Origin of the sequence: Flavobacterium aquariorum (assembly GCF_003254745.1) — a bacterium.
GTDB lineage: Bacteria > Bacteroidota > Bacteroidia > Flavobacteriales > Flavobacteriaceae > Flavobacterium > Flavobacterium aquariorum.
Genome location: NZ_QKXH01000002.1, coordinates 338,832 through 358,929, shown reverse-complemented (window position 1 = coordinate 358,929; position 20,098 = coordinate 338,832). Strand labels below are relative to the sequence as shown.

Sequence of the window (20,098 nt, the reverse complement as noted above, 5' to 3'; positions counted from 1 at the left end):
AAATTGAAAATTGTTACTTAATACTATTCACTAATTACTGTTCGTTTTTTTATGTTCGGACATGTATTTCAAATAGTCAACGATTTCCTGCGATTCTTGTTTTGTAATTCCTAGTGTAGGCATCTTAACTTTGTGTCTGAAAGAAGCCGGATTTACGATATAATCGACCAAATCCCTTTCTTTCCAATACTCGGTTACACTTTTGGGATAATTTAATTCTGGTCCCATTTCGCCTCCAATTCCGTTTATCGCGTGACAAGTGATGCATTGTTTTTGATATAGTGCAAAGCCTTTCATTGCTTTCTCATCGTCTTTTGGCTGTAAGACTTCGATATTTTTATTTTTTGATTCTAACCTAAATTTAATAACATTATATGGCCATTTGTATTCCTGATCATCTGTTGGAGCAGATGTATAAACCAGATAAAAAGGGTCGGCATCCATCTCATTTCCGTTTTTGACAATCTTTTCCCAATTGGAACCTTTTGGGGCATCAACATCTTTGAAAGCCAGAAAAGGGTTTGTTTCTAAAAACAATTCAAGTGGCATTTCAGGTTTGTAACCATCGATGCATTCAAAAATTATTAATGTGTTTTTTATGTCAACTTTTGATAAATCAATTTCATTCTTTAAAAGAAACAATGCGTTTACGGCATGATACTTCTTTGTTTTATGATAAACAGGGTCGTTTATTACAGTGACAACAGTATCTTTTCCCAGTTTATTTTTTTCTTGCAAAGCCAATAAGTCCAAAACAATTTCAGCTTGGACATTAACTGTCTGTTCTATTTTTTGCTCCTTCTTTTGATTACAGGAAAGGACACTAAAAATAAAAAAGCAAGAAAGGATAAGATGGGTTTTGACTGTTTTCAAAGTTATAAGATTTGTTTTAATGTCTTTTTTATTTGGTTGAATTCACCCAGTTTTCCAAAATCTTTTTCCCGTTGGGTGTCAATACACTTTCAGGGTGAAACTGAACACCTCTTACATCGAATGTTTTGTGTCTTAGAGACATTACCTGACCATTTTCGTCAAAAGAAGTGGCTTCCAAAACATCGGGTAGGTTGGCATCGACCACCCAAGAATGGTAACGTCCCACTTCAAATTCTTTGCCCAAACCTTCAAATAAAAGCTCATCGTCAACTACTGTTTTTACAGGTGTTGCAACGCCGTGATAGACTTTATCTAAGTTAGAAAGCGTTCCTCCAAAAACTTCACCAATGGCTTGTTGTCCAAGACATACTCCGAAAATACTTTTGGTAGAGGCATATTTTTGGATAACGGCTTTCAACAATCCAGCTTCGTCTGGAATTCCAGGTCCTGGAGAAAGCAGAATTTTATCAAAAACAGCAATTTCGTCAATATCAAATTCATCGTTTCTGTAAACGGTAACTTCGCAATCCAAATCTTCGAGATAATGCACTAAATTATAAGTGAAACTATCGTAATTGTCAATGACTAGTATTTTTTTCATTTTATTTAATGATTTAAAGATTGAAAAATTTAATGGTTAGTAATTTTTCAATCATTCAATTTTTAATTTTTAAATTTCCTCTGCTAAATCCAATGCTTTATTCAATGCCAGTAATTTATTGTAAACTTCCTGCATTTCGCTTTCTTCGTCTGAACTGGCCACAATTCCTGCTCCTGCTTGGGAATGCAATTGATGGTTTTTGCTCAGGAAAGTTCGTATCATAATAGCGTGGTTAAAGTTACCTTCAAAATCCATAAATCCGATGGCTCCTCCATAAAAATTACGGTTTGTTTTTTCGTAATCTTCTATCAGTTGCATGGCTCTGTGTTTTGGTGCTCCGCTCAAAGTTCCTGCCGGAAAAGTATCTGCTACAACTTGCATTGTTGTTGCTTTTTCGTGCAAATGTCCCGTTACTTTTGAAACCAAGTGGATAACGTGAGAGAAAAATTGGACTTCTCTGTATTTTTCTACATTCACATTGTGTCCGTGACGGCTTAAATCATTTCTGGCCAAATCGACCAACATCACGTGTTCGCTATTTTCTTTTTTATCTTCTGATAATTTTTTGGCCAAATCAGCATCTTTTTCATCATCGCCTGTTCTTCTAAAAGTGCCGGCAATTGGATGTATTTCGGCTTTACGGTTTTTGACAATAATCTGGGCTTCGGGTGAAGATCCAAAAATTTTGAAATCGCCATAATCAAAAAAGAAAAGGTAAGGAGATGGGTTGATGCTTCTTAAGGCTCTATAAACATTGAACTCGTCGCCTTTGAATCCTTGTGTAAATCTTCTTGATAAAACCAATTGAAACACATCACCTCGGAAACAATGTTTTTTGGCCAAAGCAACGTTTTGTTTGAATTCTTCATCTGTTAGGTTTGAAAAACCTTCGCCTTCTTTGGAGAATTTATACGAAGCAATATTTCTGGATTGCAATAACTGTTCAATTTCAGAGATATTATTTTTTCCGTCAAGGTTATGGCAGAAAATATAGGCTTCATTTTTGAAATGGTTGATTGCAATTATGTTTTGATAAACCGCATAATACACATCAGGGATGGAATTGCTGTTTTCTTTTTTACCAATGCTTACTTTTTCGAAATAACGAACGGCATCATAAGAAATATATCCAAATAAACCATTATTGATGAATTTGAAATCTGTTTTATCGGATTGGAACTGTCCTGAAAAATTTTGAATAATTTCAGGGATGTTGGTGTTTGCATCAATCGCGATAATTTCTGATGTTCCGTCAGGAAAGCTTTTAAAGATGTTTTCGTTTTCTATTTTTATCGAAGCAATAGGATTACAGCAGATATAGGAAAAGCTATTGTCGTTTCCATGGTAATCACTACTTTCCAGCAATAAGCTATTGGGGAATTTATCCCTGATTTTGAAATAGATACTTACCGGCGTAATTGTATCGGCTAGGATTTGTTTGTAGTTGGTTTGTAATTTATATGTTTTCATGCTTTATGTTGCTTTTGATACAATTGACTTTTTTCTTTAAATTGTTTTTGCTCATTTTTTGAAATAAAAAAAGGCCTGTCGTGATGACAAGCCTTTTATATTTATAGTTCAAATAATACTATAGGAGCTTAGTTCACGACGACTGACGTAAATTATTCCACCACCAAGTATTGTTTGTTATTGTGTTCATGTTTTGTTTTTCTTATTTGCAAATATATAAATGATATTTGTTCTGGCAAAAAATATGAAATAAAAAAAAAGAGAAATTTTTTGCTTTTTTGTTAAATTATTGAAATTAGTAAACCAATGTCACGTTTAATTCAAAATCATCATAAATCGTTTTGTCTCCTAAATCGTCAAAATAGCTTCCAGAACCGTATTTTATATCATATTTGGTGCGGTTAACTTGTAATTCGGCGGTGGCTTTATTTGGGCCTACAATCACCAAATCAAATTGAATACTATTAGTAATTCCCTTAATGGTCAAATCAGCATTTATGAGATAAGTATTGTTCCCTTTATTGGCAATACTCTTAAACACTAAAGTTGACGTAGTGTAATTATCAGTATTGAAAAAATCTTCTGATCTTAAATGATTTTCCAATTTAATTTTGGAGTTTCCTGTTTGGTCATTATTAGATAAAGTTTTCATGTCTGCAGTGAAACTGCCTCCAGTTAATTTTTTGTCTTTGAAAATAAGATAACCATCCTTGAAGTTAATAGTCCCTTCGTGTTGGCCTGTTATTTTCTTTCCTTCCCATTTAATGATACTTTTGGAAACATCAATTTTATAGGTTTGCGAAATTCCGTGGTTGAAAGAAAAAAGAACAAGTAAAACAATACTAAATGATTTTAAGTTTCTCATATTTCTAGTAATTAAGTTAATAAAACAATTAATGAAATGTAGGTTGATTTCATCTTGATAAAAAAACATGAAATCGATTTGAAATGGAATCTTAAATAATGATAAGCTGAAATTGTAAATGATATATAAAGTTAAACCAAAAAAATATATTTTGATTGTTTTCAATATATTATTTTAAGTATTAGGGGTTTATGTTGTTTTTTTTATATAAAAAGCCCGATACTAAATATGAGGCTTTGTGTGTTTGAAGTTTATTGAAAACAAATTATTTTGAACTAGCAAAAGAGTTTGTACTTCTTCCTCTGAAATCTGGTGATTTTTTGACATCTGACTGTATGAATAATTCAGTACTATTCAATTTTGTTGTTTCTAATGAAAATGTATCGCTATTGTACCAGTTTGATAATTCTGGATTTACTGTTGCATTTTCGCTTTGGACAATTCCACCACATCTGTTAATTTGTAAACCTTGGATGTTGATTTTTGCTAAATTGGCCGGTAGAACCCCAATTTTATTTTCGAGCAGAACACACGTACTAAAGCCATCAATGACACTGTTGTTGATATTAAAATAACTTTTTTCCTTGATATAAACCGCTTCCCTTACCAATCCTTGATTATTATCTTCAGTGTTTACCAATGTAATGTTGTTGGCGGTAATTTTGGTTAGTTTTTTGCTCACATCGGCATTTTCAATTTTATCGTAAGAATCAATTTCGAAACAACGAGAACCAGAAAAATCCGAAGAATAAGGATTTCGAATAGCTATACTATTGGATATAGTACATTGGACTCCTTGTGTGAAATCAAAATCGTCGTCGGTGGCTCTAAACGAAATCAAGTTGTTAAAATTGACATCGCCTCCATAGCATTCAAACGAATCATCATTGGAGAAACTAATTTGAACAAAATCGATTTTAGTACCTTTCCCGATTCCTGCCATTGACAAACCGTTTAATTCTTTAAGAGAATTTATTTTGTGTCCTGAAAATTCAATGCGCACATATTTTAATATGCCTGAATTGCTGTTGGGATCTTGGCCACCGTAATAACTAACCGCTGGATCGAAGTTGAAATCCAAAAATCCGACACCTCCAATTTTGTTGATAGGCGCTTCTCCAAGAATTACGATACCGCCCCAATCTCCAGGTCTTCTTTGGGATATGCCGTTGTTTGAAGTGAAGACTATTGGATTGGCATCAGTGCCTACTGCCATAATTTTGCAACCTTTGGTAATTACAAGAGTTCCACAAGATTCTTTATCGCCTCTAATAACTGTTCCGGGTTCTATGGTCAAAACAGCATTATTGGTGACATAAACTGTCCCAACTAATTGATAGGTATTGTTTCTTGTTAGTTTCATATCGGAGCTGATTGTACCTGCCAGTATTTGGTTGGCTTCATTATATTCTGTGGTTGCAGGTTTGAAATTGGTCCAACTGGTAAACCAGTTTGTGTCGCCAGTGATTCCTTTTATTTGTTGTGCATTCAGAGGTATAATAGAAATAAAAATGATAACGACAACGAATAGTTTTTTTTTCATAACGCTTATGATTGTAGGTTTTGCAGTATTTTTTTGGTTCTTTATTTTTTTTCAAAAATACCATTACGATGTTTTAAGCGTATTTTCTTAATATTATTTATTCATGACCTTTAAGTTAAGAAGGCTATGGGTAAATTGAAATTTTATTTATTGTAAAAAAAGCTCCCGTATCACAAAAGCAAATTCAGATACTATTTTAGTTTGGGCATAACCGCAAGGGTCAGGCTGTACATTGTATCCACGCTAAAAAAAGCGTGGGATGCCATTTCCATCCTTTATGCAATCCTGTTTTCATAAAAGGGATTTTGGGCAGAATTCAATTTTTCCATAAAAAAATACCCCCGACAAAAATGCCGAGGGTACTCTTTCCATTAAGGATTCTAAAATTAAAATTTCAAGTTCACTGTTAAGTCGAAATCATCATAGATAGTTTTATCTCCTAAACCTTCGAAGAAACTTTTTGAACCGTATTTGATATCGTATTTAGTTCTGTCAATTTTTAATGCTGTCGTAGCAGTGTCGCCTTTCACAGTAATATCAAAAGTAATTGGATTCGTTTTAGCTTTGATAGTCAAATCTGCAGTAACAGTGTATACGTCATTTCCTTTAGCGGCAATAGTTTTGAAAACTAAAGTTGAAGTAGGATATTTGTCTGTTCCAAAAAAGTCATCAGCTTTCAAGTGACCGTTTAATTTTCCTTGGTATTCTCCAGTTAAATCTGTAGAAGTTAGACTTGTCATATCAACAGTAAAAGTTCCTCCTTTTAATGCATTTTTTTTGAAAACTAAAGCTCCACTTTTAATGTTTACTGTTCCAGAATGCTCACCTGTTACTTTTTTTCCAACCCAATTGATTGTACTTTTTGAAACGTCTACTTTTTTAGTTTGTGCAGTTACTGCAAGTGTAGATAAAGCTACTACGAATGCTAAGGCAATTGATTTTAAATTTTTCATGTTGTAATTTGTTTAATTTGATTTAATTGATTTTAATTTGAATTAGTAATTATTATAAAGTGATAAATAAGTCTTCTTGTGACTTTCTAACTTTTTTGTAAAATTGGGTAGCATCTTCTTCGTGACGGTATCCAACGGTTGCAATAAGTGAAGCATTAAGATTTAGTTTGTCCAATCCTAATATTTCGTTTACCTGTGCAGGAACAAATCCTTCCATAGGAGTTACGTCAATTTTAAGTTCTGCAGCTGCATTCAATAAATTTCCTAATGCTAAATAGGTTTGTTTCGATGTCCAAACATTTTTGACAGCTGGCTCCAAAGTTGATATTTTAGATTTCATAAAATCACCATAACCTGCCAAAGCTTCCAAAGGTGTTTCTCTTGTAGCACTTATGGTATTCAAAAATTCATCGATTGCTTCATCCCCAATATTAGTGTCATTGGCAAAAATAAATAAATGTGATGCATCTACTATTTGTGATTGTCCCCAAGCTGCTTGTTGCAGTTGCGCTCTTAATTCTGGATTTTCAACAATAATTACTTTGTAAGGTTGTAAACCATATGAAGATGAACTCATACGAATCGCTTCTTTTAAAGTGTTTAAATCTTCTGCTGAAACTTTTTTTGTTGCATCAAATTTCTTTGTTGCGTATCTCCAATTTTGATTATTCAAAAAATTGCTCATAATATAAATGTTTATTTAGTTCGGTATTTTTCTAGTAAGGTATTCAACTGTATTAATTCTTCTTCATTAAGATTTTTAGAAAAAATTTCTTCGTGCTCTTTTACTTTTGGATCCAGTTCTGTTAATAAATCTAAACCCTTTTGGGTAATTAAAACTTCAATTTTTCTTCTGTTTTCCGGGCAAACATTACGTGTGACCAAATCTTTTAGTAATAATTTATCAACCAGTCTTGTTGTATTACTCGTTCTGGCAAGCATTCGTTCCTGTATGATGCACATATTGGCAGGATGTCCTTTTTGCCCTCTTAATATTCGTAATACATTATATTGTTCCCCTGAAATATCATAAGGTTTTATGATCTCATTAAAACTGTCAGTGATTACGTTTTGTGTGTACATCAAATTTAAAACCACTCTCGTCGATTTAGTATAATCAACCGTACTTTTTAATACATCTTCAATCTTCATATTTGTAGGTGTCTTATTTGTTGATACAAATGTAGTCATATTTATATTTGTATATACAAGTGTTGTGTTATTTTTTTGTTAAAAAGAGTTTTGTTGGGGGAGAAGTATTAGCATAAGTTTTAGTTCAATAATGACCAGTAAGGTTAATGTCTTTTAAAAAAAATATAAAAGTATAATGTAACGCAATCATATAGGAGATATGATGCCATATTAAAATAAGTAGTAAAAAGGTAATCAACTTATATGATACGTTAAATTTCAGTCTTTGTTATACCAGAATATTGCTGTTTTGAATTGTGAATTCTCCGTTGTTAACAAGTATAATTAAAATTTGTTATATAGTTTAGCTAGAAAAAATGGTTTGATTTTAGGATTCCGCGTTAGCAACTTTGATTCTGCCACTCGCCGCCGCTGCCTGCATTGCTTGATAATCTTTTTCCGTCTGATCAGCATATGCAAAGGCAAACTCAACCATGGCTTCATCATATTCATCACCTTTTCCGATGTAACCTGAAATCATGGCTGCATCTCCAGATTTGGCGTGAGCCAATGCCAATGCCCAAGCACATAGTTTGCTATATTCTGGCATGTTTTCAATGTTTACTTTATCAGGATCGAATTCGACACCGCCTTTCATATCGCGTAACTGACGTACATAAAAATGAATGCCATCCTGTTCTCCCCAGCCTAGAAAAATATCCGGAGCGGCCTGCAACAATCTTTGTCCTGCTACCACGCGCTGTCCATGATTCTGATAAGTGCTTTTCGGAATAAAATTTTCAAATACTGAGGATTGGGCTTCTTTTATCTGTAAAAATAAAGGGTCTTGAGAATTGTTTCCTAAAAGAAAAACAACCCAACATCTTGTTCCCACGCTTCCCACACCCACAACCTTACGTGCCACATCGATAATACGGTAATGTTTTAGTAATTCCTTACGATTGTCGCTCAAGGAAAGCATATAGGATTCAAGAAATAATCCCAAAGCTTCATCGATTGGTCTACCGCTTTTTGTGTGTGTTTCGTGTACAATAAAAGGGGCATCATCTCGTAATCGATATTTATTATCTATTATATCTGTTAGCTTACTAAGTACTTGAAAGTTGGTGCGTTCTCGGGCTTTATCAGTTATTTTTTTAAGTCCTTTTTGTACCACGGGAGGTAGTTTTTTTAGTAGCTCTTTTTCGGTCATTGTAGAATAAGCTAATTCCATATGTCCCATATAGGAATAGTCTCTTAAGTGTTTTTTATATGAAGCTACTCCAGCAAAGACACTCTCTTTGCATAAATCTTTATTGGCACCTAAAAATACACCTGCAGCAACTATACTTGCCACAAGCCGTTTTATGTCCCATTCCCAAGGTCCTGGCAAGGTTTCGTCAAAATCATTGATGCCGAAAATCATGTTGCGTTCAGCTGAAGCAAATACACCAAAATTGGCCAAATGCATATCACCACATAGCTGAACATTAATTCCGGTAGGTTTAGGACCAGCTGCAAGATCGGCTGCCATTATCGCAGCTGAACCACGGAGAAACGCAAAAGGAGAAGTCAGCATTCGGGCGTACCGGATAGGTACAAGTTCAGTAAGGCGAGTTTTTCCTTGTTCTTCTAATATTGTAATAGGATCGGCACGGTTAGGATCGGGTTTGTATTCTCCTTGTTTCTTTCTGGGGAATTTATCTCGCAGGGCTTTGCCTTCTGCAAAGCGCTCTTCAATCGTTTTGGCTTTCGATTTAAAATAACTTATTGTTTGATTGTCCATGGCCTTTTTGGTTACTTATATTTATTTACATTTTAACCTTGTTTTTTTATTTCTAACACTAAAAGGAGTCTATATATCATTCAAAAATTGTACTCTTATGGGGTGTAATTCTTGTTAGACAATTATAAGGCGAATATTTTCTTGATTTGATTAATAATGATCATGAGTCCAAGTGCTACCTGAATAATGCCCAGAATTACTCCAATTAGTGAAAGGATTAAAGAGAGTGGTTTGAAGAAACTCTTCGATAGAAGCATTACAATTAAATTTAAAGACATGATTCCTATGACTATAGCACCAATGGTTAGTTTAGTTTTTAAATTAGGGCTAAGGGAAAGGAAAACGATAAGTGCAGCAATTCCATAAGGAGTTACTATTGCTGGGAAAGCAAGTGGATTTAATGCCATGTTCAATGTTGGGGTTGTAACAAAATCCTTTTTCCCTGTGGGAGGTTCAAACTGTTTTATAACGTTAAGAAGTGCCACAAGAAAAAGTATAATTCCTCCAGTTAGAGCCATAATTGGCATAGGAATGCCATAACTACTCATAATTCTTTGACCGAGAAAAGCTGCTATTAATAGAACTGAACAAGAAAAAAGAGTGGCTCGAAATGCAATATTCCGAGAAAGTTTTGGAGTTGCGTTCATCGTGATTTTAACGAATGGCACGATAACTTTGAAAGGCCCAAGCATTAGGAAAAGAAACGAAAATATCTGCATTTCGAATGACATCACTTAATGAGTTTTGTTTTTTAATTAGTCAGCTTGTCTTTAAATAGTTTTCAACTTAAAGTTGTAATCTTCTTTTAAAAATCCAAAGAATTAATTGGACGTAAAGGCGTCGAATATTTATACTATTATTTTAATTAATTTATGTTTATTTGTTGATGTAAAAGTACTGAATATTAGTGTTTTAATTAGATTTTCTGCGTTTTTTGTTTGGGATAAATAAAGGTCTTTAGAGAATCTCTAAATAAAAATATAAGGTCATTTAAGCAGGGTCTTATCTGTTCTTATGTTTTTTATATGGTAAACATTTTCATCCCGACCCATAAGTTTTAGAAGTCGAATGTTTTTTTTTATCTGTTTAAAAGGTATATAATTTAAAAATGCAATTTATTATAGAATTTAGCGGTTTCATCTAATTATTTTTTATTATTTAATAGTGTATCCTTTTCCCTCAATGCAAACAGAAAAGGCTTTCTTAAAACTATCTTTTTTTGCTTGGTCAGTTGCAGTTGCAGTGGCTTGTGCCTGCTGGTTTTGTTGAGCCTGTGCCTGTTTTCCTTTTCTTCTTCCAGCAACACCACCAGCTATGGCTCCTATTGCCGCACCTTGGCCTGCATCACCACTAATAGAACCAATGGCAGTCCCTACTAACGCTCCCTTTGCAGCACCTCCTACTCCGGCACCTGTAGGACCTTCTTGTGGTGGTGGAGCTTGAGTTTTTGTCATGTTCATAGGATCCACACCAGATTGATCCACAGCCCATTTGTAACATTCAAATTCATCTGCTTTCTGTTTTTCCTGGCTTTGTCCTTTCGAAGGATATACAAACAATTTCAGACTTTGTGAAATTTGGTTATACGTCATTTTTGAGGGATCTAGTGTAGTGGGTAATTTTTCTTGTGCAAAAAAAGAATGCGAAAAACCAACTAATAAAACGGGCATAAAAAGTCTGCTAATTGCTTTGGATAAATAATTTGTTTTCATTTTTTTTATTTTTTCTATTGATTATATAAACTTATATTTAGATCCAAATGGCGGAATTATTTTCTTTTTTCAATAGTTACGTACTCAATTTTGCCATTGAATTTTGAGAACTTGCCATAATCAGCAACATGGGTACCATCGTCTACACCGATATCAGCTAAGTCGTCAACAGAGAATAGTCCAGGCTGTGTTTTTTCAATTCTTTTTTCCGCAACTTTTTTTCCGTTTACGGAAATAGTTCCAATACCTCCTTTACCCATTCCTCCTCCATCATATTTGAAATCATATTCCAATTTATAATTTCCAGGTTTCAGAGCTTCAGGAGCTATTATTTGGGTTGATTCCATTCCCAAATAATTATAACTAAAAGCAGGTTTTCCATCTTTTATGTAAAAAGACAGACCGCCAAATCGTCCTCCTTGACAGACAATAACACCGTTACCATTAGTATCTACTGCTACTTCTGAAGTAATCGTATAGGCTGTATTTCTCAAATCGATAAAAATATCAACTCCCATTCCTTTCATACCCTCGCCATAAGTTACGGTATTTCTATTGCCCATTACTGTTGGTCTGCCCATTAATTCGGCATTGGTTCTTTCCAACAAACGGTCATCAAGAGGTAAGACATGGAATTTTTCTGCTTCTTTCATGAATAATTCCTGCATTGTTTTGAGTTTTTTATCATTTTTAGAAGCTAAATCAACATTCAAACTAAAGTCCTCTAAGGTGTTATATAATTCCCATTTGTCTTCTTGAAGTGTGCTATTAGGTTTTTGTTGCCAAGCAGGTCTGTGAACGGTACGTGCAAACCATCCATCTTGGTATATTCCTCTGTTGCCAAACATTTCAAAGTATTGTACTGTGTGTTGTTCTTTTGCTTTAACGTCGTTAAAAGTATAATATAGGCTAGTTCCTTCTATAGGATCTTGTTGAATACCATTTACCATTTTTGGGGCAGGTATTTTTGTTGCCTCATAAATAGTTGGAGCGATGTCTATAACATGTCCAAATTGTGAACATACTTCACCTTTAGTTTTGATTCCTGCTGGCCATTGAATGATCATTCCGTTTCTTGTACCTCCAAAATCAGATGCTACTTGTTTTGTGTAAGAAAAAGGAGCATCCATAGCAACTGCCCACCCCGCTGAAAAGTGTGGATACGTACTTTCAGAACCCCATTCGTCATAATGTTTCAACATATCTGGAACGGTTTCAGGTATTCCACTGAAATAGGTCATTTCACTGAACATCCCGTTCATTTGTCCTTCGGCACTAGCACCGTTATCACCAGCAATGAATACAATTATGGTATTGTCTAAAACACCTAATTTTTCAAGACTGGAAATAAGTCTTCCGGCTTCATAATCGGTTTGTTCGGCAAATCCTGCGTAGACTTCCATTTGACGTGAAAATAACTTCTTCTCATCGGCTGAAAGTTTATCCCAATCTTTTATATCTTTAGGTTTTGGGGCAAGTTTAGTACCTGCTGGCACAATACCTAATTTAATCTGACGTTCCAAGGTTTGTTGTCTTACTTTATCCCAACCTTGGTCAAATTTTCCTTTGTATTTTTCGATCCATGCTGCAGGAACGTGATGCGGTGCATGAGTAGCTCCTGGTGCATAATACATAAAAAAAGGCTTATCTGGTGATAATGCTTGCTGAAAACGTACCCAAGAAATAGCTTGGTTGGTCATATCGGTTGTAAAGTGATATTTAGGATCCTCAGGTGTTTCAACAAGTGTAACTCCATCATAGATCAAAGGAGCCCATTGATTGGTTTCACCACCTATAAAGCCATAAAATTTTTCAAATCCAGAGCGGGTTGGCCAACGGTCTTGTGGACCTGAATTAGAGATTTCCCATGGTGGAGTTTCGTGATATTTTCCAAAAGCAGCTGTGTTATACCCATTTTGGCGAAGCACTTCGGCCATTGGTGTAATGGTTTGTGGTCTTACAGATGTATATCCAGAAAAGGTAGTTGCTGCTTCTCCTATGCAACCCATATTGTTGCTGTGATGATTGTATCCGGTAAGCAATGCTACTCTCGTAGGTGAGCAAAGTGAAGTGGTATGGAATCGATTGTATTTTATTCCATTATTTGCTAATTTATCCATATTTGGAGTAGTGATAGGACCACCAAAAGCTTCCGAAACGCCAAAACCCATATCATCGATTAGAATCACTACCACATTGGGAGCTCCTTTTGGTGCTGTAACATTAAATCGGGGAGGTGCAGTGGCGTTGCGAACATCGAGTTCGGTATAGCTTTTTCGCACTGGTTCTTTGATAGGAAGTACGGAACGATCAAATTCACTTGTTGTGTTTTGTGCCTGCACCGATACAATTGCCAACAGCAAAGCACATAGGTGAATAGTGTAGATTTTTTTTGATTTTTGTCTTACTTTCATTAGTTTTTAGTTATAAGTTTGTTTTTACTAGAAAATAAATTTTAATTGTTAAATTTAATAATTTTATCGCTGATAATAAATGATTTACGTCATATTAATGAGGGTAATCTTTAAAAAAATTGGGGGCTGATACAAAGCACAAAAAAACCGAAACATTTTGCTTCGGTTTTTTATAAGATTTCGTTTTTATTCTAGTCTTTCACCCCTAATTTGTCTAGGATTTGATCCATCAAACACCATTTGGTTATAGATGATTGTAGTAAATTGGCACCTACAAAGGCCGTAAACCACAGCCAATTTTGATTGACATAGATGGATAATAACAAACTGGCTAAGATGAAAGTACCTGCTATACCTCGTACGATTCTATTTTTCATTTTCTTTAATATTAAATTAATTTGATCTTTCGATGTTAAGAACGGCAATATGGATGTGAGATACCGATTCCTGCTCCATATTGAAATATTCCACAAGTTCAAATAAAGCATTCACTTTTTCTTTTGCTGTAAAAGCATAAAAAAGAATGGAATCGGTTTCGTTCATTTCGCTTCCAAACCAATTGGACTCCACTGCTTCAACAGTATTGTTCTTGAATCCTTTTACCTCTTGATATGAAAAGGAATGAACGGCTGCCTTTTTGAGCAATTGCTTGATTTCTTTTTCAAATTCTTTGACTGCGGTTATGAGTAATAATTTCATTTTTTCGTGTTTGAAGGTTTATGAGTTTAAAAGTTTAAGGTTTCTGATATTTGAAACCTTAAACATGAAACTAGTTTTTTATTTCTCCCATTTTTTTCTTTCGGTGATGTAGTAAATCAAAGGCACTACCAGCAAGGTTAATACTGTAGAGACAATGGCTCCAAATACTAATGAAATAGCCAAACCTTGAAAGATAGGGTCAAACAAAATAATGGAAGCTCCTATAACTACGGCACCTGTGGTAAGCAAAATTGGTGTGGTTCGAACTGCTCCAGCCTCAATAATGGCTTGTTTCAAGGGTACGCCTTCGTTCAATCTAATTTCGATAAAATCGATAAGCAATACCGAGTTCCTCACCATTACCCCAGCCAATGCAATCATTCCGATGAAAGAGGTAGCGGTGAAATATGCATTCAGCAACCAGTGACCAAACACAATTCCTATTAGCGAAAGCGGAATGGCCAACATCATCACCATCGGCGTTTTGAAGTTTTGGAACCAACCCACAATTAGCATATAAATAATCACGATAACCACCATAAATGCCACTCCCAAATCACGGAATACTTCCAAAGTAATTTGCCATTCGCCATCCCATTTTACGGTAAAATCACTTTCGTCTGTAGGTTGTTCCATATAGAGTTCGTTGACTTTGTATCCTTTTGGCAATTGCATTTTGGCTAGTTTTTCATTCATTCCCAAAATAGCATATACAGGACTTTCTAGTGCTCCAGCCATATCAGCTGTTACATAAACCACTCTTTTTTGGTCTTTTCTATAAATGGTTTTTTGCAAAGTGTCCATTTCTACTTTTACCAAATCACTCACCGGAATCATATTTCCTTGACTTCCTTTAATTTTTAGATTCTCAATGTCCTGCAAACTCGTTTTGTCTTTGTAGTCAAGCGAAAGCACGATACCCACATTATCATTGGAATTTTCATCATACAAATTCGAAACCGGGTATTCTTTCAATAAATACGTTAGATTGCCTACCACTTGTTGAGGTGCAATTCCATTCAACATCGCTTTTTCTTTGTCGATTTTCAGTTTGTATTCGGTTTGGTTATCCTCAACCATCCAGTCGACATCAACAATATCAGTGGTTTTTTCAAGAATCGATTTTACTTGATGCGCCACTTTTATTTGTTCTTTATAATTAGGTCCATAAATCTCAGCAACCAAAGTCGATAATACAGGAGGCCCTGGCGGCACTTCAATAATTTTCACATTGGCTCCATATTTCTTGGCTATTTTTTGAATCTCGGGACGCATTTCTTTTGCAATAGCGTGACTTTGTAAATCACGATCTTCTTTGTGCAATAAATTCACCTGTATGTCGGCCATATTGCTACCGCCACGTAAATCATAGTGACGTACCAAACCGTTGAACGTAATAGGTGCCGATGTCCCAATATAGTTTTGATAATTCACCACTTCGGGTTTTGTCGACAGATACTGAGCAATTTCTTTGGTAACGGCAGCCGTACGTTCCAGCGTAGTCCCTTCGGGCATATCAATCACCACTTGAAACTCGTTTTTATTATCGAATGGCAACATTTTTACCACTACCGATTTGGTAAAAAACATCAGTACAGATCCAAATAACAAAAACACCGTTACTGCCACCAGAATGCGTCTTTTGGCACTGCTTTCCAAGAAAGGGCGTTCCAGTTTGCTGTAAATTTTATACACCCAACTCGTTTCCATTCCTTCGGATTCTTTGTGTTGTTGCTCTTCTTTTTCCTGAAGTAAATGATATCCCAAATAAGGTGTAACTGTCAAAGCCACAAACAATGACAATAACATCGCAATCGAAGCTCCAATTGGCATCGGACTCATATAAGGTCCCATCATTCCAGATACAAATGCCATAGGAAGTATCGCTGCAATTACGGTAAACGTTGCCAAAATCGTTGGATTTCCTACCTCATTAATAGCATAAATTGCCGCTTGTTTGAATGGTAGCCGCTTCATTTTGAAATGGCGGTGCATATTCTCGGCAATAATAATACTATCATCGACTACAATTCCTACCACGAAAACCAAGGCAAAAAGCGTGATTCTGTTTAACGTGTAGCCCAATAAATAATAGGCAAACAACGTCAGCGCAAACGTCAATGGAACGGAGAAGAAAACGACTAATCCACCGCGCCAGCCCATAGCAAGCATTACCAAAAGCGTCACGGCAATAATAGCAATTCCTAAGTGCAGCAACAATTCGCCCACTTTGTCCGAAGCCGTTTCGCCATAGTTGCGGGTTACTTCAACGTGTACATCATTTGGAATTAAACTCTTTTTTAATTGTTCAATTTTGGCAATAATTTTTGCCGAAATTTTCATCGCATCTGCACCTTTCACTTTACCTACAGAAATAGTCACAGCAGGATATTCGGATTTAGCAGTTTTGAATTTTTCATTGGCTTTGCCATACCCAAACGATACATAACTTCTGGCAGTAGAGGGACCATCTTGCACTTTGGCTACTTGTTTCAAATAGACAGGCAGGTTTTTATTCACACCCACAACCAAGTTTTCTACATCTTCGGCATTCGATAAAAATTGTCCCGTGGTAACCAAATATTCTTTGTCCGCATTGACAAAACTACCCGATTGTGAACTGCTGTTATTGGCCTGAATCATTTGCATAACGCCCAAAGCATCCACGCCATTTTCGGCCATTTTATCTTTGTCCAAAATCACTTTCAGTTCACGATTGTTTCCACCAATTTCCTTGGTAATGGCCACATCTTTTACTTTCTCAATTTCCGAAGTCACTTCTTCGGCAAGCTGACGCAACTGAAAAGCATCTTGTTTCTCGCTCCAAAGCGTTATTCCAAGCATCGGCACATCATCAATCGAGCGGGTTTTTACCATTGGTTTGTAAACGCCTTGCGGAAACATGTCTTCGTGTTTCGCTAATTCGTCATATAATTTTACATACGAACGCTCCACATCCTGCCCCACAAAAAACTGTACAATCAACATCGCTTGACCGTTCATAGCCATACTGTGCACGTGTTCAACCCCTTTGATATTCGAGATTACTTTCTCCAAAGGCTTGATCACACGACTTTCTACTTCGGCGGGATTTGCGCCGGGATAGCCCACCATTACGTCGGCCATCGGAACATTTATTTGTGGTTCTTCCTCCCTAGGGATTAGAAACGAGCTGTACACTCCTATAATCATCAAAGCTACCATTAACAATATCGTTAATTTCGAATTGATGAAAAAATGGGCTATTTTACCTGAAATTCCTTCTTGCATAATTTCTTTTATTTATTTGGGCGTGACCCTCCCGAAAAAGGTTGGGTCGGGCTATCCGTTTCAATCTTTTTATTAATAAACCCTATCGGGATTTATTAATAAAAAGGATTTTCACTACTATCCCTCACGCGGAATTAATGATGAATTCAATATTTTATCAAACTATTTTCTTAATGTAATCTGCATTCTAAAATCTGCAACCTGCAATCTGATTTCTGCAGTCTGACTATTGAACACTTACCAAAGCTCCATTATACAATTTCCCTTCAGCCGAAACGATATATTGCTCATTTGCCGATAAGCCAGACAAAACTTCTACTTGATTGCCAAAGTTTTTACCAATACGTAACCATCTTAATATGGCTATATTTCCAGTTCCAATAGTATAAATTCCAGTTAACTGTCCTTGTTGCACCAAAGCGCTTTTGGGAACCAAAACTTTTTCGTTTGTTTTTGTTTGAATAGCATTGGCAACGGGAAACTGTACGTTCACAAACATTCCGGACAAAACAGTATTGTCGGTTTTGTCCAAATTGATTTTCACCAAATATTGTCCTCCTGTATTTTTTGCTGATAGACTCACTTCGCTTACTTTTCCGCTCAAGCTTTCGTTAGAGGATTTTACCAACACTTTCACCGCCATCCCTTTTTTGATAGCAGCAATGTCATTTTCTGAAACCATAGCTGTAACTTGCAATCTTGAGGCACCTTCTATGCTTACCAATGGCATACCAGGGTTGGCCATGTCTCCTTCTTTTACAAAAGTATTGGTTACCACACCCGAAAAAGGAGCGGTGATATTCGAGTAGGAGAATTGTGCCATCACTTCGTTGCGCATTTGTTTGGCGCCTTCCAAACCTGCTTTTGCCATTTCGTAACGGGCAGTCATATCATCCAATTCTTTTTGTGAAGCGCTTTGTTGTTTGAATAAATTCACAAAACGATCGTAATCTTTTTTGGCATTGTTGTAGCCCGCTGTTGCTTGCAAAATACTGGCATCCACTTGCGCTTTTTTAGCTTGCAAATCGGTGTTGTTGATGCTGACTAATAATTGTCCCGCACCCACTTTTTGTCCCACTTGAACGTGAAGTTTGGTTACATAACCCATCATTCTAGTGCTCAAATTGGCCGAGTTTTCGGCTTCAATTTTTCCACTGGCTGTTATAAATTGCCCGCTGTTGTTTTCAGATGCACCACTAACTTTTACAGCGATAGCAGGCTCTTTAGTTAGAGATTCTTTCTTCTCGCCATTACAAGAGGAAAGCAGTAAAACAAATAAGGGAGTGATTATGGCTGATTTAAATAAGATGTTCTTCATTGTATATTTTTTATAATTGATATTAAAATTGAAATTGATTTTTGCTATTGCCATTGAAATTGAACTTTTTTATTTTGTCAAAAACTGCAAGTATTCCTGTGTGTAATTGTATTCAAAAACAGCTTGTAAATACTCTAATTCTTTTTGATACATTTGAGTCTCTGTGAGCAATAAATCGGTGGTTTTTTCAAGCCCTTGCGTAAAACGATTGCTTCTTATTCGGTAGGCTTCTTTGGATTGTTCCAAAGCCAGTTTTTCTAAATTCACTTTGTTTTCGGCATCTCTAAGTTGTCTGTTGGCTTTGCTCAATTCCATTTGGCTTTGGGCTTTGTATTGTTGGGTTTCGATTTCCGATTTTTGAAAATCGGCTTTGGCTTTTTCCATTTTTCCAATCGATTTATACCCGTCAAAAGCATTCCAGGATAATTGTGCACCCACTACATAGCCATTTGAATTGGATCCGAAAAGTTGCTGTGCATACATCTCATAACTTCCAAAAGCGTTCAATCTGGGCAAGAAATTCATTTTACTCGACTGTAACATTTTGCCATAGGATTCGGTTGTTTTGTTCATTGCTTGAATGTCTTTTCGATTATCCGATAAAGAAGTGTTGAAAGCATCAACTATAATGACATTGTCCAATTCTTCAATGGGTTTATACACTTTATTCGCAGTGCCTTCATCTAATAGAAAAGCCAAATAATCCGAAGCGTTTTGAATGTTACTTTTGGCATATTGCAATTGATTTTGAACTTCATTGACGCGCACTTGCATCGATAATAAATCGGTTTTTTGCAAAATGTCCTGATTGAAATAATTTTGAATTAATTTCAAATTGGCTTCCGCCGTGGCATTTGCTTTTTCAATCACTTTTACTGCTTTGTAACTCATTTGCAATTGCATGAACGCTTTGTTGATTTCCAGTTCCAAGTATTCTTTGGTTCTTTCGGTTTGCAATTGATACGCATCCATTTTGGATTTGGCAGCTTGTCGCCCGTACAATCCATCAACGTTGATAAGTGGTTGCAAAACATCAATTCTGGTCGCAAAATTTTGGGTTTGTGACGGATTGTTCAGTTTTACAGGATCAAAGTCCGAAGGTGTTAAAATCCCCTGATTCAATTTGGAACCAAAAGCCATCAACGGATTGGTCGTTGCCATAGATGTATGCGAAGCTGAAATATTGGGCAAGAACAACGAATTCGATTGACGATAGTCGGCCTGAGCTGATTTGAAATCTTGATTAGCCATCTTGATTTGCAAATTTTTGTCAGCTGCTTTTGCCCAAATGTCTTTTTTAGAAATAGCTATTGTATCTTGACTGTATGCAAAATGTGTAATTGAAAGAATTCCCAGTAGTATAAAATTGATTTTTTTCATAATTGATTTTCTAAATTATGAAGCAAATTTAGAATGATGAAAAACGATAGTCAGTAACAATTGTCACAATGAGCAGTTAGAAT

At 35.6% G+C, this 20,098-nt stretch carries 17 protein-coding genes; all 17 read right to left on the bottom strand.

Annotated elements, in window-relative coordinates:
• Positions 1-30 precede the first annotated feature (30 nt).
• Positions 31-873, bottom strand: a complete 843-nt coding sequence (locus tag DOS84_RS04165; protein ID WP_111408852.1) for a c-type cytochrome — start codon at positions 871-873, stop codon at positions 31-33.
• A gap of 28 nt (positions 874-901) precedes the next feature.
• Positions 902-1,474 (bottom strand): anthranilate synthase component II, encoded by a 573-nt coding sequence (locus DOS84_RS04160; protein WP_111408851.1) that lies wholly within the window; start codon positions 1,472-1,474, stop codon positions 902-904.
• Between the two features lie 69 nt (positions 1,475-1,543).
• Positions 1,544-2,944 carry an anthranilate synthase component I family protein gene (locus tag DOS84_RS04155; protein WP_111408850.1) on the bottom strand — a complete coding sequence of 467 codons (1,401 nt, stop codon included), beginning with the start codon at positions 2,942-2,944 and terminating at the stop codon, positions 1,544-1,546.
• A 295-nt stretch (positions 2,945-3,239) separates the two neighbouring features.
• Entirely contained in the window at positions 3,240-3,809 is a 570-nt protein-coding gene (locus DOS84_RS04150; protein WP_111409073.1) for a YceI family protein, read from the bottom strand.
• Between the two features lie 265 nt (positions 3,810-4,074).
• Positions 4,075-5,352 (bottom strand): hypothetical protein, encoded by a 1,278-nt coding sequence (locus DOS84_RS04145; RefSeq protein ID WP_111408849.1) that lies wholly within the window; start codon positions 5,350-5,352, stop codon positions 4,075-4,077.
• Positions 5,353-5,738: 386 nt separating this feature from the next.
• A complete protein-coding gene (locus DOS84_RS04140; protein WP_111408848.1) occupies positions 5,739-6,305 on the bottom strand; it encodes a YceI family protein in 567 nt (188 codons plus the stop codon).
• Positions 6,306-6,357: 52 nt separating this feature from the next.
• Positions 6,358-6,990, bottom strand: coding sequence for an NAD(P)H-dependent oxidoreductase (locus tag DOS84_RS04135; protein ID WP_111408847.1), 633 nt, complete (start codon positions 6,988-6,990; stop codon positions 6,358-6,360).
• 11 nt (positions 6,991-7,001) lie between these two features.
• Positions 7,002-7,457, bottom strand: coding sequence for a MarR family winged helix-turn-helix transcriptional regulator (locus DOS84_RS04130; RefSeq protein ID WP_111408846.1), 456 nt, complete (start codon positions 7,455-7,457; stop codon positions 7,002-7,004).
• Between the two features lie 367 nt (positions 7,458-7,824).
• Positions 7,825-9,222 (bottom strand): DUF2252 domain-containing protein, encoded by a 1,398-nt coding sequence (locus DOS84_RS04125; RefSeq protein WP_111408845.1) that lies wholly within the window; start codon positions 9,220-9,222, stop codon positions 7,825-7,827.
• Between the two features lie 122 nt (positions 9,223-9,344).
• Positions 9,345-9,953, bottom strand: a complete 609-nt coding sequence (locus DOS84_RS04120) for a MarC family protein (protein ID WP_111408844.1) — start codon at positions 9,951-9,953, stop codon at positions 9,345-9,347.
• A 423-nt stretch (positions 9,954-10,376) separates the two neighbouring features.
• Complete coding sequence (locus DOS84_RS04115) at positions 10,377-10,934, bottom strand: glycine zipper domain-containing protein (protein WP_111408843.1); 558 nt, start codon at positions 10,932-10,934, stop codon at positions 10,377-10,379.
• Positions 10,935-10,990: 56 nt separating this feature from the next.
• Entirely contained in the window at positions 10,991-13,348 is a 2,358-nt protein-coding gene (locus tag DOS84_RS04110) for an arylsulfatase (protein WP_111408842.1), read from the bottom strand.
• Positions 13,349-13,539: 191 nt separating this feature from the next.
• On the bottom strand, positions 13,540-13,725 hold the full coding sequence (locus DOS84_RS04105; protein ID WP_111408841.1) for a YgaP family membrane protein: 186 nt from the start codon (positions 13,723-13,725) through the stop codon (positions 13,540-13,542).
• 16 nt (positions 13,726-13,741) lie between these two features.
• Positions 13,742-14,047: a hypothetical protein gene (locus tag DOS84_RS04100; RefSeq protein ID WP_111408840.1), complete on the bottom strand. Its 306-nt coding sequence runs from the start codon at positions 14,045-14,047 to the stop codon at positions 13,742-13,744.
• Positions 14,048-14,125: 78 nt separating this feature from the next.
• Positions 14,126-17,317: an efflux RND transporter permease subunit gene (locus tag DOS84_RS04095; protein WP_111408839.1), complete on the bottom strand. Its 3,192-nt coding sequence runs from the start codon at positions 17,315-17,317 to the stop codon at positions 14,126-14,128.
• Between the two features lie 226 nt (positions 17,318-17,543).
• The gene (locus DOS84_RS04090; protein ID WP_111409072.1) at positions 17,544-18,635 is read right to left on the bottom strand and encodes an efflux RND transporter periplasmic adaptor subunit; all 1,092 of its coding nucleotides are present in this window, start codon (positions 18,633-18,635) and stop codon (positions 17,544-17,546) included.
• A gap of 69 nt (positions 18,636-18,704) precedes the next feature.
• Complete coding sequence (locus DOS84_RS04085; protein WP_111408838.1) at positions 18,705-20,015, bottom strand: TolC family protein; 1,311 nt, start codon at positions 20,013-20,015, stop codon at positions 18,705-18,707.
• Positions 20,016-20,098: the final 83 nt, after the last annotated feature.

Coding starts and splice junctions, on each gene's coding strand:
- DOS84_RS04135 (WP_111408847.1), bottom strand. CDS start 6,990: ATGAGCAATTTTTTGAATAATCAAAATTGGAGATACGCAACAAAGAAA.
- DOS84_RS04155 (WP_111408850.1), bottom strand. CDS start 2,944: ATGAAAACATATAAATTACAAACCAACTACAAACAAATCCTAGCCGAT.
- DOS84_RS04085 (WP_111408838.1), bottom strand. CDS start 20,015: ATGAAAAAAATCAATTTTATACTACTGGGAATTCTTTCAATTACACAT.
- DOS84_RS04130 (WP_111408846.1), bottom strand. CDS start 7,457: ATGAAGATTGAAGATGTATTAAAAAGTACGGTTGATTATACTAAATCG.
- DOS84_RS04150 (WP_111409073.1), bottom strand. CDS start 3,809: ATGAGAAACTTAAAATCATTTAGTATTGTTTTACTTGTTCTTTTTTCT.
- DOS84_RS04095 (WP_111408839.1), bottom strand. CDS start 17,317: ATGCAAGAAGGAATTTCAGGTAAAATAGCCCATTTTTTCATCAATTCG.
- DOS84_RS04140 (WP_111408848.1), bottom strand. CDS start 6,305: ATGAAAAATTTAAAATCAATTGCCTTAGCATTCGTAGTAGCTTTATCT.
- DOS84_RS04115 (WP_111408843.1), bottom strand. CDS start 10,934: ATGAAAACAAATTATTTATCCAAAGCAATTAGCAGACTTTTTATGCCC.
- DOS84_RS04145 (WP_111408849.1), bottom strand. CDS start 5,352: ATGAAAAAAAAACTATTCGTTGTCGTTATCATTTTTATTTCTATTATA.
- DOS84_RS04160 (WP_111408851.1), bottom strand. CDS start 1,474: ATGAAAAAAATACTAGTCATTGACAATTACGATAGTTTCACTTATAAT.
- DOS84_RS04125 (WP_111408845.1), bottom strand. CDS start 9,222: ATGGACAATCAAACAATAAGTTATTTTAAATCGAAAGCCAAAACGATT.
- DOS84_RS04110 (WP_111408842.1), bottom strand. CDS start 13,348: ATGAAAGTAAGACAAAAATCAAAAAAAATCTACACTATTCACCTATGT.
- DOS84_RS04090 (WP_111409072.1), bottom strand. CDS start 18,635: ATGAAGAACATCTTATTTAAATCAGCCATAATCACTCCCTTATTTGTT.
- DOS84_RS04105 (WP_111408841.1), bottom strand. CDS start 13,725: ATGAAAAATAGAATCGTACGAGGTATAGCAGGTACTTTCATCTTAGCC.
- DOS84_RS04120 (WP_111408844.1), bottom strand. CDS start 9,953: ATGTCATTCGAAATGCAGATATTTTCGTTTCTTTTCCTAATGCTTGGG.
- DOS84_RS04100 (WP_111408840.1), bottom strand. CDS start 14,047: ATGAAATTATTACTCATAACCGCAGTCAAAGAATTTGAAAAAGAAATC.